This is a genomic window from Liquorilactobacillus sicerae (assembly GCF_029916425.1).
Lineage (GTDB): Bacteria > Bacillota > Bacilli > Lactobacillales > Lactobacillaceae > Liquorilactobacillus > Liquorilactobacillus sicerae.
On the sequence record NZ_JAHAVQ010000003.1, the window covers coordinates 115058 to 134329 of the forward strand.

The following is a 19272-nucleotide window of genomic DNA, read 5'->3' on the forward strand; positions in this document are numbered from 1 at the left end:
ATTATTGATCGTTGTTAAAAACGGTCAGTATGATCATCATTATTCAACTGTGCGCCAAAAACATGGCGTTCCAGATTAGACAAGCGTTTCAGGATGTCCATATTAGTTACGTTGGAAACTGGTCGGCTAACTTGGCTATCACCGCTGACTGACAGCTGTTTTGTCAATTCATCGACCTTGCTGACTAAACGATCATTTTCCAACTGAAGCCGCTGAGTTTCTTTCGAATAAGTTTCATAATCCTTGATTACATCATCAAGAAATTCATCGACATCAGCCGGATCATAACCACGCATTTTAGGACGAAAATGTTTATTAACAATATCTTTCGGCGTAAAATTAATTTTTTCCACAGAAATGCACCTCATATTCATCTGGAAACTCAACCTGAAACTCCTACTATTATACCAAACCTAGTAATTATTGCAAATGTTTTTCATTGATTTCTTCTAAATAATCCTGACTAGCAGTCTCCAACCAATCAAAATCCAACAAATCTAAAGGATAATCTTGCCATCGTTGATACGCTTGAATTGCTTGATAATCATAACGACTTTTGCCTGGATGTTCTGGGTCATAAACCAAAAGTGCCTGTTTAGTATGCTTAAGCATAAAGGCCTGCCAGTTTTTTAGCTGCTGGGGGCTTTGATAGGGATGTCGACTGATTTCAGCAAAAAAGTCAACTTTTTCTTTAAGTTTTAGTAAAGCTGCTTGTTTTTCCGGCTTCCACTTTTGAGCGAAATCAGCAAATGGCAATAGTAAAGCAGTTTTTAAATCCGGATAATTCTGTTTTAAATCAATCGCCGCTTCTAGAGCCCACTGTTCGATTCCTGGTTGACCGCCCGTTAAAATCCAAGTCAAGCCTTGATCGATCTTAGCAAGCAGCTGCTTAGCTAATAAATGCTTTAAGACTTTAATTCGTTGATCATTTAGGCGAAAAATATTCAGTTCATAATTGCGATAGCCACTGACCCATATATTCATAATTTCCTCCTTGCTTATTTTAACATTTTCATTTAGTGACGGCGATTAATTAGACTATTTTGCCAAGGTTGTTTTAAGTTGGTATAATAAGTCGAATGGAGAGTGAGGCAATTGACGATTCGTTATCCAAATGGTCAAGTTTACCATCAAGATTCTATTAATCATTTCAAAAATCACAAAGCCAAAAATGATCAGGTTGTATTTGGAAATCGTGGCATGCCTCTCGAAGATGAAATCAATCTTAGCAATCTTTTTTATTTGCAAAATGATTCGGCAGTCATCCACAAAAAGCCAATTTCAATTCAAATCGTACAAGTCGATTACCCTAAGCGAAGTGCCGCGGTAATTAAGGAAGCTTACTTTAAGCAGGCTTCGACCACTGATTATAATGGAGTATACCATGGATATTATTTGGATTTTGAAGCAAAAGAAACTCAAAACCAAACTTCTTTTCCACTTAATAATTTTCATGATCACCAAATAAAACATATGCGTGCTTGCACCAAGCAAGGAGGAATTTGTTTCACGATTATTAAATTTGTTTCAACACAAGAATTATTTTTGTTACCAGCAAAAGTTTTATACAATTATTGGGATCAGCAAAATACTGGCCGTAAATCAATTCCCAAAAACGTGATTGCTGAAAATGGGTTTACTATTAAATACGGTTTTCAACCTCTAATTCCTTACTTAGAAAAAGTTGACTTGTTGATCAAGCAATCACAAGAAAAGAGGAGCTAACTTTATGAGTAAACGAGATCCTGAATATTCAAGAGTTGCACGCCGAAAAGCTATTTTAAAAAAAGCTAAAAGAAGAAATAATCCTGTACGGAAATTCTTTCGTAGGTTATTTTTTAGTTTCTTCATTATTCTTGAATTTGCAATCGTACTAGGTGCGACTTTGTTTTTCATTTATGCTAAAAGCGCCCCAACTTTAACCGAGGCAAAATTGCAGAGTAGCGGCTCAACCACCATCTATGATGCTAATAATCATAAAATTATGTCACTTGGTTCGGAAAATCGGCGATATATTAGTGAGAACAAGATCCCACAGAAGTTAAAGGATGCCATCATTTCAATTGAAGATCGTCGCTTTTATAAGCATCACGGAATTGATCCAATTAGAATTGTTGGAGCTGCAATTTCTAACATTACTGGCTCATCCAGTGGCCTGCAGGGTGGCAGTACGCTTGATCAACAGTTAATCAAGTTGTCATTTTTTTCAACTAAACGCTCTGATCAGACACTAAAACGCAAAGCGCAAGAAGCTTGGATGGCACTTAAGCTTGATAATAGTTACAGCAAAAATCAAATTCTGACATTTTATGTTAATAAAGTTTTCATGGGATTTGGGACCTATGGAATGCAAACTGCATCATACTATTATTTTAATAAACCGCTTAAGGATCTGGATCTTGCCCAAACAGCATTAATTGCCGGAATACCTAATGCGCCAACTGACTATAATCCATATTCAAATCAGAAACTAGCTTTGCAAAGACGAAATGAAGTTCTAGATGCGATGGTAGCAAATAAAAAAATAACTTCTGCTCAAGCTGCCAAAGCAAAAAGCGAATCAATAACTAATGGAGTTGTTCAACAAAGATCTAATCAAACGGTTAACAGCAAAGAAAAGATTGCTGATTCTTATATTAAGCAAGTAATTCAAGAAGTCAAAAAGAAAGGCTATAATCCTTATAATTCAAGTTTGAAGATTTATACGAACCTCAATATGAATATTCAAAAAAAGCTGTATCAAATCGCTAATACAGATGATTATATAAACTATCCAAATAATAATCTGCAAATCGCTTCGACCATTGTTAATCCTAATAATGGTAAAATTGTTGCTATGATTGGTGGCCGGCAAGTGGGAAATGTCACTTTTGGTCTCAATCGCGCTGTTCAAACTGATCGAACAAATGGTTCAACAGCTAAACCATTAATAGACTATGCACCAGCTATTGAATACTTAAGTTGGGCTACGTATCATAAATTAAAAGATTCCAAATACATTTATCCTGGAACTAGCATTCAACTTTACGATTTTGATCATCAATATCAAGGATCTATTACAATGCGCAGTGCTTTAACACAATCCCGTAATATCCCTGCTATTCGTGCTTTACAATCAGTCGGAATTACTCGCGCACAGAATTTTATTAGTAAATTGGGCTTTAAATACAAGAAAACTCTAGAATTTCAAAACGGAATTGGTTTATATTCCTCAACCTTACAAAATGCGGCAGCATATGCAGCTTTTGCTAATGGAGGAACTTATTACAAACCTACGTATGTTCGAAGCATCGAAACCAATGATGGAGTGGACCACAACTATTCCAGCTCAGGAAAACACGTAATGCAATCTTCCACTGCTTATATGATCACTGATATGCTAAAAGATGTTCTGACAAGCTCTAACGGAACTGGACGGTCTGCAAATATCAGTGGCCTTTATGAAGCTGGAAAGACTGGTACTAATAGTTATCCAAGTAGCATCGCTGATAAGTTTCCCAGTGATGCTGATATGGATTCTTGGTTTAATGGCTATACTAAACACTATTCGATGTCGGTTTGGGTTGGTTACGATCACCCGTACGAAAGCGGAAATTATCTTGATTCTTCATCGGTCAAAATTGCGCAATACATCTATAAGTACGCCATGTCATATATGTCGACCGGGAAAACTAATACTGATTGGAAACGACCAAGCAACGTTTACGTCAAATATGTTAATGGAGTTCGCGAATTGTATTTAGCTGGCTCATCCGATAAGACAAGTGATGATAGCGATAGTAGTAGTGATAGCAGTTCCAGCAGCAGCTCGAGTTCTGAAAAGACTAGCAGCATACTTGATTCATCATCAAGTATTAGCTCAATTATTTCAAGTTCTTCAGTCTTCAGCAGCCACTCTTCAAGCAGCGGCTCAGAAAACTCAAGTACTACTTCAAATTCATCGTCTTCAAGCTCATCAAGCTTACCAAGTTCTTCAAGCAGTTCAAGTAATACTAATACTAATGCCACTACTACTTCTCCAGCTCAATAATCAAGAAAAACCAGCAGCTAGAATTTAAAATTCTAGCTGCTGGTTTTTTGGTTGCAAAACCCGTTAAATTTTCAATTAACTTCAGCCCTTAGTTCATTTAGCCAAACCTTTTTTAATGAGTCCTTTACCAGCTGAACAGATTTCTAGTAACGGACAATTTGAACAGTTAGGCCGCCGAGCTAAACATTGATAACGTCCCCAAAAAATCATTCGATGGTGTGCTGAAATCCATGATGATTGGGGCAACTTCTGCATCAACGTGTGCTCGATTTGCAAAACACTAGCATTCTTGGGAACAATTGCCAAGCGTTTAGCTACCCGGCTGACATGCGTATCAACTGCAATGGCTGGGATTTGAAAACATTCAGCTAAAACGACATCAGCTGTCTTTTGTCCAACTCCCGCTAACTGCATCAACTCTGAACGAGTTTGCGGTACCTGTCCATCAAATTTAGCTACTAACCCTTGCGCACAAGCAACTAAGTATTTAGCTTTGTTGCGGTACAAACCAATCGTTTTAATCAACGATCTAACTTCTGCTTCATCAGCTCGAGCCAAATCAAGTGGTTGGGGATAGCGAGCAAACAAAGCTGGTGTTAACTGATTGACCGCTTTATCAGTCGTTTGAGCACTCAGGATCACTGCCAGTAGAAAATGAAAAGAATTATCAGCAACTAGTGAGGTTTGCGCATTAGGAAAAATTTCTCCCATAACTGAAATTGCTGCTTGAGTTTGTTTAGCATTTAGCATTAATCATCTTTCCTTTGGGTTAAGTTCTGATCCGTTGGTGACCATTTTTTCAAAGGTATCTTGGGTTTATTTTTTGATTGAGAAAAATCCTTTAGCTTTTTTTGTACTCCAAATTGACGCTGTTTGGTTTTCATTCGCTGAACATCAGCTGCTGTCCGAATGTTTTGTCGCTCCCAGCTTAATAAGACACGGTCAATGTATTTCAAACTGTAAGCTTGACTTAAAACCGCCTCACGCAAAGCCAACATCACTAAGTTGGGAGAATAATGATCCTCACTAAACCACTGTTCAATCGTCTCTAATTCAATTGGCGACAGGGTGCGCCCAAATTCCTGCTCAATTGCTTGAAAAACTTGAGTTTGATTGGCTTGGACCTCAGAAGCCGTCTGCTGTTGCAATTTTTGTCGCTCCAAAGCAAAAAGCTTCTCATAAAGCAAATCAAAGCGATAAGCGTCCCTTTTTTTACCTTGACTATCAGTAGTTGTTTTAATTTCCAACAGTTTCTTTTCAAACAGCCGATGCAGCAATTGGTAAATTTCAGTTGTTTGACACTGCATATTGGCCGCAATCTTTTCAATTGGCGGAAAATCATTACCAGCTTGAAGCTCGCTTTCAAGCTGCAAAAATAAAACAAACTCCTGTTCATTCATTCCAATTCGGCGATAATTGTGTAATAACAAATTGGTAATCGTTGTATTTCCTGCCCTTAAAAACTGTTGAATGACCTTTTCCATTTGGACCACCTTTCTCTTTAAAACTTCAAAAAAACGCCAAGGCCGAAAATTAGCACTTGTCGTTTTTTTTGAATATTACGGATAAATTCGATTTAGCAATCTTGGGAATGGAATTGATTCCCGAATATGTTCCTGGCCAGTGATCCACGTAATAGCCCGCTCTAATCCTAAGCCAAAACCTGAATGTGGTACACTACCATAACGCCGCAAATCAAGATACCATTCATAATCGGCTTGCTTTAAACCAGCTTTTTTAATTTGTTCAATTAAATAATTTGTATCTGTCGCCCTTTCAGAGCCACCAATGATCTCGCCATAGCCTTCTGGTGCCAACAAATCAGCACAAATCACTACATCATCACGAGTCGGATGTGGTTTCATATAAAATGGTTTAATTGCTTTGGGATAATTCAGCACAAAAACTGGTAGCTTAAAATGCTCAGCCAGATAAGTTTCCTCAGGTGAACCAAAGTCAACGCCCCATTTTAATCCTGAAAATTGCCCAGAAGCTTGCAACATTTGAATTGCTTCATCATAGGAGATCCTTGGATAAGGCAACTTAGTATAACGTTCCAACACTTGAGGATCACGATCCAATAATTTCAATTCATACTGACAATTATCGAGAACACCTTGGACTAAAAATGCAACATATTTTTCTTGAACCTCCAGACTTTCTTCCTGATGCATGAAGGCCATTTCCGGTTCAATCATCCAAAATTCAATCAAATGCCGCCGAGTTTTCGACTTTTCGGCCCTGAAGGTTGGTCCAAAAGAAAAGACTTTGTTAAAAGCCATTGCTCCAGCTTCTTCGTACAATTGTCCCGACTGTGATAAGTAAGCATCTCGATCAAAATACTTAGTGTGAAATAGTTCAGTCGTGCCTTCCGGTGCTGATCCAGTCAAAATTGGTGCATCAATTTTGATAAAGCCTTCACGATTGAAGAATTCATAAGTTGCTCGGATCATTTCATTGCGGATCTTCATAATTGCAAACTGTTTTTTTGAACGCAACCAAAGATGACGATGATCCATTAAGAAATCAACCCCGTGTTCTTTAGGCGTTATTGGGTAGTCTTCGCTTTCACCGACTTTTTCTAGGTTAGAAATTTCAATTTCATAACCAAAATGCGAACGTGAATCCTCATGGATTGTTCCGGTAACATAGAAGCTTTCCTCTAAACGTAATTCTTTAGCCTCGTGGAACATTTCTTCGCCAACTTCACTTTTGACGATCACTCCTTGAAAATACGCTGTTCCATCTCGTAATTGTAAAAATGCAATCTTACCGCTTGATCTTTTATTGGTCAACCAAACTCCAATTCTAACTTGCTGATCAACGTACTTTTTTGCCTCAATAATATTGATCGTTTTCACCAAAAATCCTCCTACCAATTATGCTTGATGTTTATTCATAAATTCTTTCAGGCGTCGCATTGCCTCTTGTAGGCTGTCAAGATCAGTTGCATAGCTCAAGCGAATATGATCTGGCATGCCAAAAGCTGCTCCGGCAACTAATGCTACATGAGCTTCAGCTAAAACTGCTGCAGTAAACTCCTCAGTGGTGTTAAAGCCTGTCATTTTAACAGCCTTAGCAACCTTAGGAAATAAGTAAAAAGCTCCCTGCGGTTTTTGCGGCAATTCAAAACCTGGCAAGGCAATTAATTCTGGATAAACCGTGTTCAAGCGTTTCTCAAATGCCTGGCACATACTTTCAACTACCGTTTGATCGCCGGTTAAGGCAGCTAAAGCAGCATATTGACTGACAGCTGCAATGTTGCTTGTAGCGTGACTTAAAACTACACTCAACTTAGCAATCACAGCTGGAGAAGCAACTGTATAACCGACACGCCAACCAGTCATCGCATACGCCTTCGACAATCCACTGACCAAAATCGTCTGCTGACGAATCTTTTCGCCAAGTTCGATCAGTGAAGTAAAGGAATGGCCATTGTAGATTAATTTGCCATACATATCATCTGCGATCAGCAAAATATCATGTTCAACTGCCCAATTTCCAATCGCTTCGAGCAAGGATTTTGAATACACTAAACCAGATGGATTCTGCGGTGAATTAATAATCACTGCTTTGGTTTTAACGGTCCGCTGAGCCTCAAGTTGAGCAACTGAGACAAAGCCATCAGCTGCTGGCTGAACAAAAACTGGTTTTCCGCCAGCTAATTTAACTTGCTCTCCATAACTGACCCAGTATGGTAATGGAATTAAGACTTGATCACCCGGGTCAAGTAAAATTTGCCCTAAAGCGTACAAAGAAAACTTTCCACCTACCGTCACTGCAACTTGATCCGGTCGATAATCAACTTTGAAGTCTTGTTTCAACCGCTGGCAAATTGCCTGTCTTAAAGGCAGTATTCCAACAGCCGCAGTATAAAAATCAGATTTCCCCGATTTGATTGCTTGAATAGCGGCTGCTTTAATATGAGTCGGTGTATTAAAATCCGGTTCTCCAACTCCTAGATTGATCACATCAACTCCGCTGGCTGCTAGTGCCTTAGCTTGATTGGATAGGGCTAAGGTAGCAGACGGACTAACTTGCAAGACTCTTTTAGCAAACTTCATGGTTAGTTTCTCCTTTAAATTATAGGTTTTGAATTGTTTTGACAAGATCACCGTTTTTAAACTTCAAGAGCGTATAGCTCAAACGACCTTGATGATTTAAATAGGTCACCTCCCAAACTGGTGTTTTCCCCCATTTGCCAAGTGCTGTCTTCATAATTTTTTTGGGCCGCTGATCTTGCTTGACAATTTTTTCAGCCTGTTGTTGACTGATACCACTGGCTTGCTGATAAATATTGATATGGGCACTCTTTTGCGCAATCATTACGTAAACAGCTTGATTTTGCTGATTAGTGCCAGCTACCGTAAAATAAGTCTGTTTACGGTTAAACAAATAAAAATTAGCTGTTTTCTTCAGTTTCCCATAACGTTTGGCTAATTTAACAGCATTTTGCTGCGCATCATGATACGGAGCAGCTGCTTGCCAATAAATAATTGCCGAGCCAAAAATGATCAAAGCTAAAATTGCCAATAAAATGGTTCTTACCAGCGAATTTCTATGTTGGTCAACTCTTTTCATTAAAGCCTCTTCTTTCTTTTAGGACATTCTTTGATTACCCGCTCAATTATAGCAATAATCAGCTGCGTTTTGAACCCGAGCAGCTTCAATTTTGCCAAAACTTTGTTAATTCGTTTAACATTTCTTTACCTGTTACCGTCTTGAGTGGCATTTTAGTCGGTAAAGCCGCTTGCAGCCATCGACCGTACTTGCGCGTGATGATCCGACTATCAAGCACGATCAGTGACCCGCGATCGTCAGCCGTTCGAATCAAACGGCCTGCTCCTTGCTGCAGGCGCTGCATTGCTTCTGGCAAAGATAATTCCCAGAAAGTGGACTTTTTAGCCTGACGCAACTGTTTGAACCTTAGCTGATTAATAACTGTATCTGGTGAAGAAAATGGCAATTGGGCAATGATCAGCTGCTCTAGCCGATTTTGCGGCAAATCGATTCCTTCCCAAAAAGTCCCCGTTCCCAGCAAAATCATCCCCGAGCCAAGCATAAAGTTTTTGATAATCTTTTCATTACTGCCAGTGATCCCTTGAGCTAAAACTTTGCGGGTCGCGGTCAGCGAAACATCTTGCAGTCGTTGATAAACTTGTTCCAACATATTTTGTGAATTAAAAAGGATCATCGTTTGTTTTCCAGGGGTCACTTGCAAAATCTTAATTATCACTTGACTAACATAAGCCGCATAAGTCGACTGTTGACGAGAAATATCTGGAGCATCACTAACCATCAAACCAATGGCCTGATGCTGATAATCAAACATGCCTGGCAATTTAACAAATGGCGTTTTACTTGGCAGATCAAGCTGTTGACAGATAAACTGCTGCTGTTTGCCAGGTAGTGAAAGCGTCGCCCCAACAAATAACAACTGGCTAAACCACTGATAAACTTTGGTTTGTAAAAAGCCTTGCATTTGAAAAGCACCAAAAATCACGTGCAAATGAGCCGACTCGTGGGATAGCGGCAATTTCAGCCAAATAAACTCTGCTTGATCAAAATTCTCAATTTGCTGCAAATCAAAATTATTCCAAGCAGCCAATTGATCCAACAACTGTTTAAGCCAATCAAGAAATTCAATTAAAAAATTTTGGGCCGTTTTATCCAACCGCCGAGCTGCTTGAAATCGCGTCGTTAAATCTTCAAACTGAAAATAAAGGCTAGTCAACTGTTCAACAGCCGTTGCAACTGTTTTGAATTCACCAACATTTTCTTTAATAAAACCATAAGCTTGCTGCAAGGGTAGCAGTTTTTCAAAAATTTTGGTCCCTTTTTCAATAATAACAAAACGTTCAATGATTTTTTCTCTAATTGCCCAGGTTCGATGATCTATTACTCGTAAGACTCGAATCATTTCATGAGCTAAAGCCGGGGACAAAATATTTTGGCTGATCAGATCTTTAAACGAAAATGCTGGCTGGGACTGGGCCATTACTAATAATGTATCACTGCAAATCTTGACTTGATCAAAATCAATTTTCTGCCGACTAGCCATTAAAGCGTTCGGTGCTAAATGTTGAGCTTCATCAATTACCAAAATCCGTTCTTGACCAATTTGCTGCGCATGCTGCAATAAATAAGCATGATTGGTAATCAACAGATCAGCTTCAGCTAGATGCTGCCGCTGTCGTCTGAGAAAATCATATTCATAAAATGGATTAGCAGGATTCAAGCTTTCTAAACCGGTATGCCGAATTTGATCAAATAATGGATCTTGATATTTAGTCAAATGCAATTCATCAAGATCACCAGTTTTACTTGTCAATAGCCAGACTAAGATCCGCAATTGCAACAAACGCGATTGTCCGCTTTGCAATTGCTTTAATGAAGCAGCAAATTTGGCTAAACTCAAATAATGCCAGCTGCCCTTTAAAACAATTGCTGAAAAGTCAAACGGCAACAACTGCTGCAAAAGCGGTAAAACTCGATCGGCAATCTGAGTTTGTAAGGCGGTAGTCGCTGTACTGACGACACAACCGTTACTCTTGCTAGCTGCTAGTTGATACATGACTGGTACTAAATAGCCCAATGTCTTGCCTAAACCGGTTGGCGCCTCGATCAGTAAAGCTGCTTGGCTTTGATTTAACGCTCGATGAATTATATCCATCATTTCAGCTTGTGGCTGCCGCCATTCGATCAATCCAGTAAATAGTTGCTGTTTTTCAGTAGAACTTTGTGGATAATCCGCTGATCGTAATGAAACGCTTTGATAAGTATCGCGTCTGATCAACAGGTCATTAACTTTGACTAAATAAGCTGGCAGTTGCTGCGATTGATGCCTTTTTTGCTGGTAAGCAGCCACAAATAGTTTACCAGTCTGACGCAAAAAAGAAGTCTGAAATTCTGCCAATGTTGCCAAAGTTTCAACTGGCAGCTGATCGATCCGTTTTTGTAACAATAGCAATAACTGGGCCGTTGCTAAAGCATCACTATCAGCTTGATGCGGATGACGATGATCCAAATTAAGATAACTGCTCAGATAGCTTAGTTTAAAGCTGGGCAAAGTCGGCAATAAAACCTGCGCTAACTGAACCGTGTCAATTCCTTCAAGTTCCAAAGACGGATAGCCAATTCGCTCGAGCTCCTGATTTAAAAAGTTATAATCAAAATTGATACTGTGAGCAACAAAAACTGTATTTTGTAATAATGAGTAGATAGTTGCTGCTAAGTCACTAAATAAAGGCGCTTTGTTTAATTGTGCCGGGGTAATCCCCGTCAGCTGCTGAATTTCAAGTGAAACTGAAGTCTGTGGATTGACCAAAGTATTGAACTTATTGATCACGCGGCGATTCTTTAAAAAGACACAGCTAAACTGAATCAACCTTCGCTGCCCATCTGCTTGGACTTCAGTCGTTTCAACATCAACAACTGCATAAATTTGTCCTGATTTCATAATGTATATGCCTTTCATTCAATATTCCAACTTTGATTTTAGCATAGTTTAGCTCAGCTTTAAAAATACTCCTGACAACTAATTATGACTAAGATTCAAATTATTAGTTAATTTAAATTTTAATAATTTAAAAGGTTATTGTATTATAATAGGTGCTGTTAACAATTAAAAAAGGAGTTTGTTAAATTTGATCTCCACGAATCAGAAAAATGGTTTTGGAAAGAGCCATGCAAAAATAATTTTAATTGGCGAGCATTCCGTTGTATATGGTCAGCCAGCAATTGCTTTGCCGCTTTCAGCTGTAAAAACTCAAGTAACGATCACAGCAAATAGAACTGACAAGCAGACCATTGACTGTCGCTATTTTTCGGGCCTGATAACAAATTTACCGACAAATATGACCGGATTGCAGCATTTAATTACTTATATCCTGGCTAAAATCATCCAACCAGTAAGCGGCTTTAAAATTACGATCCGCAGCCAATTACCAGAAGAACGGGGCATGGGATCGTCAGCTGCGACAGCTGTCGCAACTATTCGGGCGTTGTTTGATTTTTTCAAACTACCATTAAGCCATCAGCAGTTGCTGCGTTTAGCTAATATTGAAGAAGTTGATACTCATGGCAATCCCAGCGGCCTCGATGCAGCTACTTCCGCAAGTTCAACTCCTATCTGGATGATCAAAAACAAAGAATTGCTCCCAATTCCGATCCACCTTGATGCTTGCTTATTGATCTGTGATAGTGGCGTCAAAGGCAAGACGAGTGAAGCAGTCGCAGAAGTCAAAGAACGTTTGGAACTCCAGCCGATCCCCACGACCCAAGCATTAAACAACTTGGGAAAGCTTGCCATTTTAGCTAGAAAACAATTAACTCAAAATGATTCAGCTGCACTTGGAAAAACATTTAACCAAGCACAAGCTGACCTAAAATCACTTGGTGTCAGCAGTCCACGTTTAGATTCGTTGATTGCCCAAAGCTTAAAGCTTGGCTCATTGGGCAGTAAATTGACTGGCGGTGGCCGTGGCGGCTGTTTTATTTGTTTAATGCCAAATCGAACCAGCGCTGAACAAGCTGCAATCGAGCTTAAAAAAGCTGGTGTAACCGCTACTTGGATTCAGCCATTATCTGTTGAGGAGGAACTTGAATGACCGTCCAGCAAGCTAGTGCACGTGCACATACAAACATTGCTTTGATCAAGTATTGGGGAAAAAAAGATCAACAACTAATTTTGCCAATGAATGGCAGTCTTTCACTGACACTTGATCATTTTTATACTGACACAACTGTTATTTTTGATTCGAGTTTAAAAGCTGATCAGTTCTGGCTTGATGATCAAAAACATGACGCAGCTAAAATCAGTCAATTTTTAGACTTAGTTCGGCAACATAGTACGCAAAGATTTTTTGCACAAGTTAAATCTTATAATCACGTACCTAATGCAGCTGGCTTGGCTTCTTCAGCTTCAGCTTTTGCAGCTTTGGCGTTAGCTGCTAGCCAAGCTGCTGGTTTGAATTTATCACGTCAAGCCTTATCACGTTTGGCACGGCGTGGATCTGGTTCAGCTACACGCTCGATTTATGGAGGCTTTGCTGAATGGCTGCCTGGAACGACCGATGAAGATTCCTATGCTGTCCCACTGCAAGAATACGTTGACTGGGATATCGAAATGATTGCCGTGATAATCAATCGCCAGCAAAAAAAAATTTCTAGTCGCCAAGGAATGGAACGGGTTGTGGAAACTTCGCCATATTATCCGGCATGGGTTAAAAGCACGCAAGCAGATCTTCTAGCAGCTAAAAAAGCCATCCAAGGCCATGATTTAGCTACCCTTGGAGAACTAGCAGAATCGAACGCTTTAAAGATGCACGCATTAAACTTAAGCGCCAAACCACCATTCTCTTATTTTGAACCTCAAAGTCTAGTTGCCATGCGTTTAGTTGAAAAGTTGCGTGCAAGGGGTATTTGCTGTTATTATACATTAGATGCCGGTCCAAACGTTAAGGTGATTTGTGCTCACCAAGACAGCCAAATCATCAAAAAAACACTTCAATCCGTCTTTGCTCCTGATCAGCTGATTGAAGTATTCCCAGGACCTGGTGTTCAATTAATTAATGAGAAATAAATATTTGTCGAAGGGACATGATTTTTTGATTACGGTCAAAGCTCCGGGGAAACTCTATATTGCTGGTGAATACGCCGTTGTTGAAGCTGGCTACCCCGCTATCTTGGTAGCATTGAACCAATTTGTGACGGTAACTGTCCAAGAAAGTTCTGACTATGGTTCAATTCATTCTAAACAGTACCAAGAAAATTCGCTTTATTGGAAACGGGAAGGAAATAACATGGTCTTTGATAACCGTGACAATCCGTTTCATTATATTCTGTCGGCAATTCGCTTAACAGAAAATTATGCTCAATCACTTGGCAAACAGATGAGATGCTACCATCTTAGAATTGATAGTGATTTGGACAGCCCAGATGGAAAAAAATACGGTCTTGGCAGCTCAGCGGCGGTAACCGTTGCAACAATCAAGGCTTTATGTCAATTTTATCGTTTATCCATGGATAAAGATCAATTATTCAAACTAGCAGCAATTGCTCATTTGGATATCCAGGGAAATGGTTCTTTGGGTGACATTGCCGCCAGTGTCTATGGTGGCTGGATTGCTTATCGTTCTTTCGATCGCCAATGGTTGAAAATGGCCCGTCGTCAGCATTCACTTGCAGAGCTAATCGATTTAACCTGGCCGGACTTGCGAATTGAATTGCTGACGCCACCAGCTTCATTGAAATTATTGATTGGTTGGACTGGCTCACCAGCATCGACTTCTCATTTGGTCGATGCTGTTGGTTTAAAAATGTCAAATCAACGCCAAGATTACCAGCACTTTCTAACCGAAAGCAAAGCTTGTATTAAACGAATGATCACCGGTTTCCACCGCGGAAGTCTCACAATCATTCAAAAAGAAATTCGTTATAATCGCAAAGTATTGCAGGCTTTAAGTGATTTGAGTGGGGTGCAGATTGAAACGTCACTGCTGCATCAATTGTGTGAAACTGCTGAAGTTAATCACGGCGCAGCTAAGACTTCTGGAGCTGGTGGCGGCGATTGTGGAATTGTATTGATCGATCGACAAATCAATATCCAAAATTTATTAGCTGCTTGGCAAAAAGCTGGGATCGATCAACTTGATCTGCACGTTCATCACGTACTTGATTGATTTTTAGAAAGGATTGGCGTCCGGTGGATAAACAACATTCTCATCGCAAAGACGAACATGTTTTTTTAGCTGAAAAGTTTTATCAGTCACAAGCTCAAAATGGATTGGCAGGTATTCGCCTCCTACCAACTAACATGCCGGAAGTTTCCAGAAGTGAAGTTGCGCTGACGACCACTTTGGCTGGGAAAAAAATCAAGGTTCCTTTCTTTATCAATGCCATGTCGGGTGGTAGCTTGGAAACTGGTAAATTAAATGCCCAATTAGCTGAAGTTGCAGCTGCCACTGGTATCCCAATGGCAACCGGATCACAAAGCATTGCCATCAAATACCCTGAGCTAACGCCAACTTTTTCAATCGTTCGCCAAAAAATCCCTCAGGGAATCGTAATCGGCAACTTAGGAGCCAGCCATGAACTAGCCGCCGCTCAAAAAGCTGTGACGATGTTGCAAGCTGACATCTTGGAAATCCATTTGAATGCTGCCCAAGAATTAGTTATGCCTGAAGGAGATCGTTCATTTTACTGGGAAAAAAATTTGCAGGAAATCATCAAGCAGTTAAGTGTACCGGTTCTCGTTAAGGAAGTTGGCTTTGGTATTCGACCGACAACTTTTAAACAATTGAAAAAACTTGGTGTCAAATATGTCGATTTGTCCGGTCGAGGCGGGACAAATTTTGCGCAAATTGAAAACCAGCGGCGCCCAGATAAGGGCTTTGACTTACTAAACAATTTTGGCTTGACGACAGCGGAAACTTTGCTTGCAAGTCAGGCTTATGCTACTGATTTTTCTTTTACCGCTTCTGGAGGAATCAGAACGGCACTGGATATTGTCAAGTGTCTCGTCTTAGGTGCTGACAATGTTGGAATTTCCGGCCTTTTTTTGCACACAATGATCAAAAAAGGCGTTAGTGGTTCAATTGAACTGATTGAGCAGTTAAAGTCTCAGTTGCGTTCATTAATGACTTTACTAGGTTGCCGCACAATTACAGATTTAAAACAAGTTCCCTATGTCCTTTCAGTTGACTTAGAAAACTTTCAGCAACAAATTCAATCCAAAATATAATTAAAAAATCAACGAGCGACTAGAAAAACTTTCTTCTAGTCGCTCGTTTAGTAACAAAAATTATTAATCAAAGCTAATTATGATTTTACCCGTAGCATGCTTAGTTTCACTTAACTCATGAGCAGTTATCAAATTGCTCAGTGAAAACGGCAAAACTTTACCAATCTGTGATTTGACAACCCCCTTTGCCATTAGCTGGGCAATTTTTTGCAATTGCTGACCATCTGGACGCAACCAAATTGATTTAAATTCAACCTGACTTTGAGCTGCTCGTTTAGCGCTTTGTTTCGCCTCGCCAGCAATTGAAATCAACTTACCACCGTTTTTTAACCAGTCAAAGGCCGCCAGCTGATTTTGACCGCCTAAAGTATCAAAAACCAGATCAAAATCTTTTAGCCGAGCAAGTTCTGCTGGTTGGTGATAATCAATAACTTGATCAGCTCCCAAACTTTTCAACAAATCAGCATGTTGCTGACTGGCTGTTGTCCAAACTTTTGCACCGTAAGCTTTCGCAAATTGAATTGCATAACTGCCAACACCGCCAGCTCCAGCTTGAATCAAAACTTTTTGACCCGCTGTCAATTTACCATGTTCAAACAAAGCTTGCCAAGCTGTTAACCCAGCTAACGGCACGGCAGCAGCCTCAATAAAGGAAACATTTTTTGGCTTGCGAGCTAGTAAGGCTTGATCGACTAGCGTGTATTCGGCAGCTGTCCCTCGAGGTGTCGTTGCTGGTCGAGCCAAAACTTGATCACCAACTTTCCAAGTTGTGACTTGTTTGCCGACATCGGTAATGACACCAGCTGCATCCCAACCAACAACAATTGGAAATTTCCAAGCAAACATTTTTTGTAAGTAGCCTTGACGAGTCTTCCAATCAATTGGATTGATTGAAGTGGCTTTGAGCTTTACTACCACCTGTTTGTCGCCTGGCTGTGGCATTGGCAAATCAATCATTTGTAATTCCTGCGCTGATCCATAATGATAAAACCCAATTGCTTTCATGAAAACATCCTCCATTTATTAAAAGTAAGCATATTATTTAAGATAACATATTTGACCAACAATCACTAATAAGATGACTTATTTGGCAACTCTTATGCAAAAAGATGGAATTAAAACTTCATCTTAAAAATTATCGTTGACCATAGCGCAAGCGCAAACCCTTGGGAAAATAATTTTTCAAAACCTGATTGGTAACTTTGCCAAAACTAAAAGCCTTTTGCTGGCAAGTCAGCAAGTACCAGCCATTTTTTTTAGCAATTGACGATAGTTGCAGGGGGTGTCCTTGAACATATTGATTCCACTGATCGCTGGACAATTCGATCACCCGCTGACAAAGCGTTGGATCCAAACTCAAAGCGAAACCATAAGCTGGCTCAAAACGTTTCTTTTTAAAGACCCCCAGCTCTAAGCCTGGTCGAACAACTCGTAAGCCAGTCAGGTCCGGCCAATGGGGTTTTACATAATAAAGTTTATCATTTAAGACCCGCAAATCTGCAAACTCGAATAACTGCCGACCAAATTGCAATTGGCAAAATTCCTGCCAATAGCCCCGTTCGCTTGGATTTAAGACGCGGAAAAATTGATTAAACCTTTTTTTAGACTTTTTTGGTTTCTGTGTTGACTGTGGTCGCATATCCTGAAACTTGGCAATAAAATGTCCCTCTCCTTGAAAATGATGAGGAAACAGCCGAATTGTTTTGGTCAATTCAGCGCGACCATCGGCAAATTCAGGTCGACCGCTATCCATACCAGAATATTTCTTCAAAGGTAACAATTTCAAAGTCGGATACTCAGCTAATAACCAAGCGACAATCTGTTCATCTTCTTCGGGAGCAAAAGTACAAGTCGAATAGATCAGCTGACCACCTGGCTTCAGCATTTGCCAAGCACTCTTTAAAATCTCACGCTGCCGGTTAGCACACTCACGCGGATAACCGGGTGACCAGTAAGTAATCGCACTTGGATCCTTGCGAAACATTCCTTCACCTGAACAAGGTGCATCAACTAAAACTTTATCAAAAAATTCTTTAAATTTTTTTGCTAATTTAGCTGGCTGTTCGTTAAGGATCTGCACATTAGTCGCACCGGTCCGCTCGAGATTCTCCGCTAAAACCCTTGCCCGCTTCGCATCGATCTCATTGGCAACTAATAATCCTTGCCCTTGCAGCTTACCAGCTAGCTGCGTCGACTTGCCACCCGGAGCAGCACAAAGATCCAAGATCCGCTCGCCTGGTTGAACAGCAGCCACTTCAGCAACATACATTGCGCTCGGCTCTTGACTGTAAAGATAACCCGTTTGATGTTCAAGTGAACGACCAGAGACTGCCCCTAAATAACCAGTTGCAACATAAGCTAACGGCTGACTTAAATCAATCTTCACTTGCTTAAAATTCGGTTTGAGTGGATTTAGCCGAAAGCCCTTTTGAACTTTTAGAGTTTGCAGACTCGTTAAAAAAGCAGTTGCTTCTTCACCAAGCAGCTGCTGATACTTTTCAATAAACTTAACTGGTAAATTCAAGAATGATCCTCCTTGGTCAATAATTTTTTCAAGCTAAAAATCAAATAGATATTACTCAGCAAAAACCCGACCAGCTCATAAATCAACAAACCCAAGTAACTATTACTCTTAAACAAAACCAACCCGATCCAAGAACCAAAAATCAAACCCAATCCAGCCAGTAAGGCAAAATTTTCCCACTCTTCAAAGATGAAAACCGAAAGCCCCTTTTGTAAGAAGCGAGCTTCGCGATAACGATGAGCTGCAAAAAACCGCCAAAATACTGCTGCTAAGATAAAACTGATCATTACTAAAACTAACCCAAACAATTCAATTCCATGTGAAGCAATCCAAGTTCTTTGGGAAATGAAAATTTGTTTAGCATGCAGGCGCTTAACTTGTACACTCCCCAAGACTGACTTAAGAGTTTTGGCTTTTAAATTATTTTTTCCATCAACGATCACTCGAAAATGATTAACTAGTAATCTTGCTCTTTGTTGTAAACTAGGTATCATAAAAATTTGCTGATCAAGGTTTGAACTAACTTTATCACCCATGACTCCTAAAACTGGATAATAGTGTCCTTCATAATGCAAATAGCTTTGATCTTTAGGTGTATATAATTTTTTTTGCCAATCTTTACCAACAACCACAATAGGCAAATCAGATTTTAAATTCTCAGTCGAAAAAAAACTACCTTTCAAAATTGGAGGGACCGCATAATCGCCTTTCCCCCAAAAATAAGTAATTTTTTTATTATGAACTTGAAAGTGAACCTGTAAATTCGTCAATTTTGAGCTATTGTCAAGTTTGTTCTCCAACGCAGCAATTGTTAATTTATCTTTAAATTTAATTTGATAAGCATCTTGTGATAAGTTATGGTTATTTAATTGAATAATTAAATCTCTTTCCTGAATCTTGAAAAAGATAAATACGCTCAAGAAAGCTAGTAAAGCAGTATATGCCATTAACCAGATGCGATTTTTCAAAGCAGAT

The 19272-nt window shown here is 39.7% G+C and carries 17 protein-coding genes; 6 read left to right on the forward strand and 11 right to left on the reverse strand.

Annotation, left to right across the window (positions count from 1 at the left end; translation table 11 throughout):
• Nucleotides 1-14: 14 nt before the first annotated feature.
• Together gpsB and KH893_RS02710 are read right to left on the reverse strand one after the other, a co-directional pair.
• Nucleotides 15-353, reverse strand: coding sequence for a cell division regulator GpsB (gpsB, locus tag KH893_RS02705; RefSeq protein ID WP_281164638.1), 339 nt, complete (start codon nucleotides 351-353; stop codon nucleotides 15-17).
• Nucleotides 354-420: 67 nt separating this feature from the next.
• Nucleotides 421-984, reverse strand: coding sequence for an SLOG family protein (locus KH893_RS02710; protein WP_281164639.1), 564 nt, complete (start codon nucleotides 982-984; stop codon nucleotides 421-423).
• A 111-nt stretch (nucleotides 985-1095) separates the two neighbouring features.
• On the opposite strand from KH893_RS02710, the gene recU reads away from it, so the two are divergent.
• Nucleotides 1096-1725 (forward strand): Holliday junction resolvase RecU, encoded by a 630-nt coding sequence (recU, locus tag KH893_RS02715; RefSeq protein ID WP_281164640.1) that lies wholly within the window; start codon nucleotides 1096-1098, stop codon nucleotides 1723-1725.
• A 4-nt stretch (nucleotides 1726-1729) separates the two neighbouring features.
• Nucleotides 1730-4030, forward strand: coding sequence for a transglycosylase domain-containing protein (locus tag KH893_RS02720; RefSeq protein ID WP_281164641.1), 2301 nt, complete (start codon nucleotides 1730-1732; stop codon nucleotides 4028-4030).
• 93 nt (nucleotides 4031-4123) lie between these two features.
• On the opposite strand, the gene nth is transcribed toward KH893_RS02720, so the two are convergent.
• The 6 genes from nth to KH893_RS02750 form a co-directional block, all read right to left on the reverse strand.
• Nucleotides 4124-4780: an endonuclease III gene (gene nth, locus KH893_RS02725; RefSeq protein ID WP_281164642.1), complete on the reverse strand. Its 657-nt coding sequence runs from the start codon at nucleotides 4778-4780 to the stop codon at nucleotides 4124-4126.
• Complete coding sequence (locus KH893_RS02730) at nucleotides 4780-5514, reverse strand: DnaD domain-containing protein (RefSeq protein WP_281164643.1); 735 nt, start codon at nucleotides 5512-5514, stop codon at nucleotides 4780-4782. The genes nth and KH893_RS02730 overlap by 1 nt, the downstream gene beginning before the upstream one ends.
• A 75-nt stretch (nucleotides 5515-5589) precedes the next feature.
• Nucleotides 5590-6891 carry an asparagine--tRNA ligase gene (asnS, locus tag KH893_RS02735; protein ID WP_281164644.1) on the reverse strand — a complete coding sequence of 434 codons (1302 nt, stop codon included), beginning with the start codon at nucleotides 6889-6891 and terminating at the stop codon, nucleotides 5590-5592.
• Nucleotides 6892-6909: 18 nt separating this feature from the next.
• Nucleotides 6910-8094 carry a pyridoxal phosphate-dependent aminotransferase gene (locus KH893_RS02740; protein ID WP_281164645.1) on the reverse strand — a complete coding sequence of 395 codons (1185 nt, stop codon included), beginning with the start codon at nucleotides 8092-8094 and terminating at the stop codon, nucleotides 6910-6912.
• 19 nt (nucleotides 8095-8113) lie between these two features.
• The gene (locus KH893_RS02745; protein ID WP_281164646.1) at nucleotides 8114-8611 is read right to left on the reverse strand and encodes a cell wall elongation regulator TseB-like domain-containing protein; all 498 of its coding nucleotides are present in this window, start codon (nucleotides 8609-8611) and stop codon (nucleotides 8114-8116) included.
• 85 nt (nucleotides 8612-8696) lie between these two features.
• On the reverse strand, nucleotides 8697-11489 hold the full coding sequence (locus tag KH893_RS02750; protein ID WP_281164647.1) for a helicase C-terminal domain-containing protein: 2793 nt from the start codon (nucleotides 11487-11489) through the stop codon (nucleotides 8697-8699).
• A gap of 187 nt (nucleotides 11490-11676) precedes the next feature.
• Here KH893_RS02750 and mvk point away from each other — a divergent pair, with 187 nt between their 5' ends.
• Genes mvk through fni form a run of 4 tightly spaced genes read left to right on the forward strand, consistent with a single transcriptional unit; the run spans nucleotide 11677 to nucleotide 15773 of the window.
• Nucleotides 11677-12639, forward strand: a complete 963-nt coding sequence (mvk, locus tag KH893_RS02755) for a mevalonate kinase (protein WP_281164648.1) — start codon at nucleotides 11677-11679, stop codon at nucleotides 12637-12639.
• Nucleotides 12636-13613 (forward strand): diphosphomevalonate decarboxylase, encoded by a 978-nt coding sequence (gene mvaD, locus KH893_RS02760; RefSeq protein ID WP_281164649.1) that lies wholly within the window; start codon nucleotides 12636-12638, stop codon nucleotides 13611-13613. Before mvk ends, mvaD begins: the two co-directional genes overlap by 4 nt.
• A 25-nt stretch (nucleotides 13614-13638) precedes the next feature.
• Nucleotides 13639-14712 (forward strand): phosphomevalonate kinase, encoded by a 1074-nt coding sequence (locus KH893_RS02765; RefSeq protein ID WP_281164732.1) that lies wholly within the window; start codon nucleotides 13639-13641, stop codon nucleotides 14710-14712.
• Between the two features lie 23 nt (nucleotides 14713-14735).
• Nucleotides 14736-15773 (forward strand): type 2 isopentenyl-diphosphate Delta-isomerase, encoded by a 1038-nt coding sequence (fni, locus tag KH893_RS02770; protein WP_281164650.1) that lies wholly within the window; start codon nucleotides 14736-14738, stop codon nucleotides 15771-15773.
• A 63-nt stretch (nucleotides 15774-15836) separates the two neighbouring features.
• On the opposite strand, the gene KH893_RS02775 is transcribed toward fni, so the two are convergent.
• The 3 genes from KH893_RS02775 to KH893_RS02785 form a co-directional block, all read right to left on the reverse strand.
• Nucleotides 15837-16778: an NADP-dependent oxidoreductase gene (locus KH893_RS02775; protein ID WP_281164651.1), complete on the reverse strand. Its 942-nt coding sequence runs from the start codon at nucleotides 16776-16778 to the stop codon at nucleotides 15837-15839.
• A gap of 130 nt (nucleotides 16779-16908) precedes the next feature.
• Nucleotides 16909-18297, reverse strand: coding sequence for an RsmB/NOP family class I SAM-dependent RNA methyltransferase (locus KH893_RS02780; protein ID WP_281164652.1), 1389 nt, complete (start codon nucleotides 18295-18297; stop codon nucleotides 16909-16911).
• Nucleotides 18294-19265, reverse strand: coding sequence for a hypothetical protein (locus tag KH893_RS02785; protein WP_281164653.1), 972 nt, complete (start codon nucleotides 19263-19265; stop codon nucleotides 18294-18296). The genes KH893_RS02780 and KH893_RS02785 overlap by 4 nt, the downstream gene beginning before the upstream one ends.
• Nucleotides 19266-19272 lie beyond the last annotated feature (7 nt).

Excerpts from the sequence above, each read along its gene's own strand:
- KH893_RS02710 (WP_281164639.1), bottom strand. The coding sequence starts at position 984 with ATGAATATATGGGTCAGTGGCTATCGCAATTATGAACTGAATATTTTT.
- KH893_RS02720 (WP_281164641.1), top strand. The coding sequence starts at position 1,730 with ATGAGTAAACGAGATCCTGAATATTCAAGAGTTGCACGCCGAAAAGCT.
- nth (WP_281164642.1), bottom strand. The coding sequence starts at position 4,780 with ATGCTAAATGCTAAACAAACTCAAGCAGCAATTTCAGTTATGGGAGAA.
- KH893_RS02730 (WP_281164643.1), bottom strand. The coding sequence starts at position 5,514 with ATGGAAAAGGTCATTCAACAGTTTTTAAGGGCAGGAAATACAACGATT.
- KH893_RS02740 (WP_281164645.1), bottom strand. The coding sequence starts at position 8,094 with ATGAAGTTTGCTAAAAGAGTCTTGCAAGTTAGTCCGTCTGCTACCTTA.
- KH893_RS02745 (WP_281164646.1), bottom strand. The coding sequence starts at position 8,611 with ATGAAAAGAGTTGACCAACATAGAAATTCGCTGGTAAGAACCATTTTA.
- KH893_RS02750 (WP_281164647.1), bottom strand. The coding sequence starts at position 11,489 with ATGAAATCAGGACAAATTTATGCAGTTGTTGATGTTGAAACGACTGAA.
- mvaD (WP_281164649.1), top strand. The coding sequence starts at position 12,636 with ATGACCGTCCAGCAAGCTAGTGCACGTGCACATACAAACATTGCTTTG.
- KH893_RS02775 (WP_281164651.1), bottom strand. The coding sequence starts at position 16,778 with ATGAAAGCAATTGGGTTTTATCATTATGGATCAGCGCAGGAATTACAA.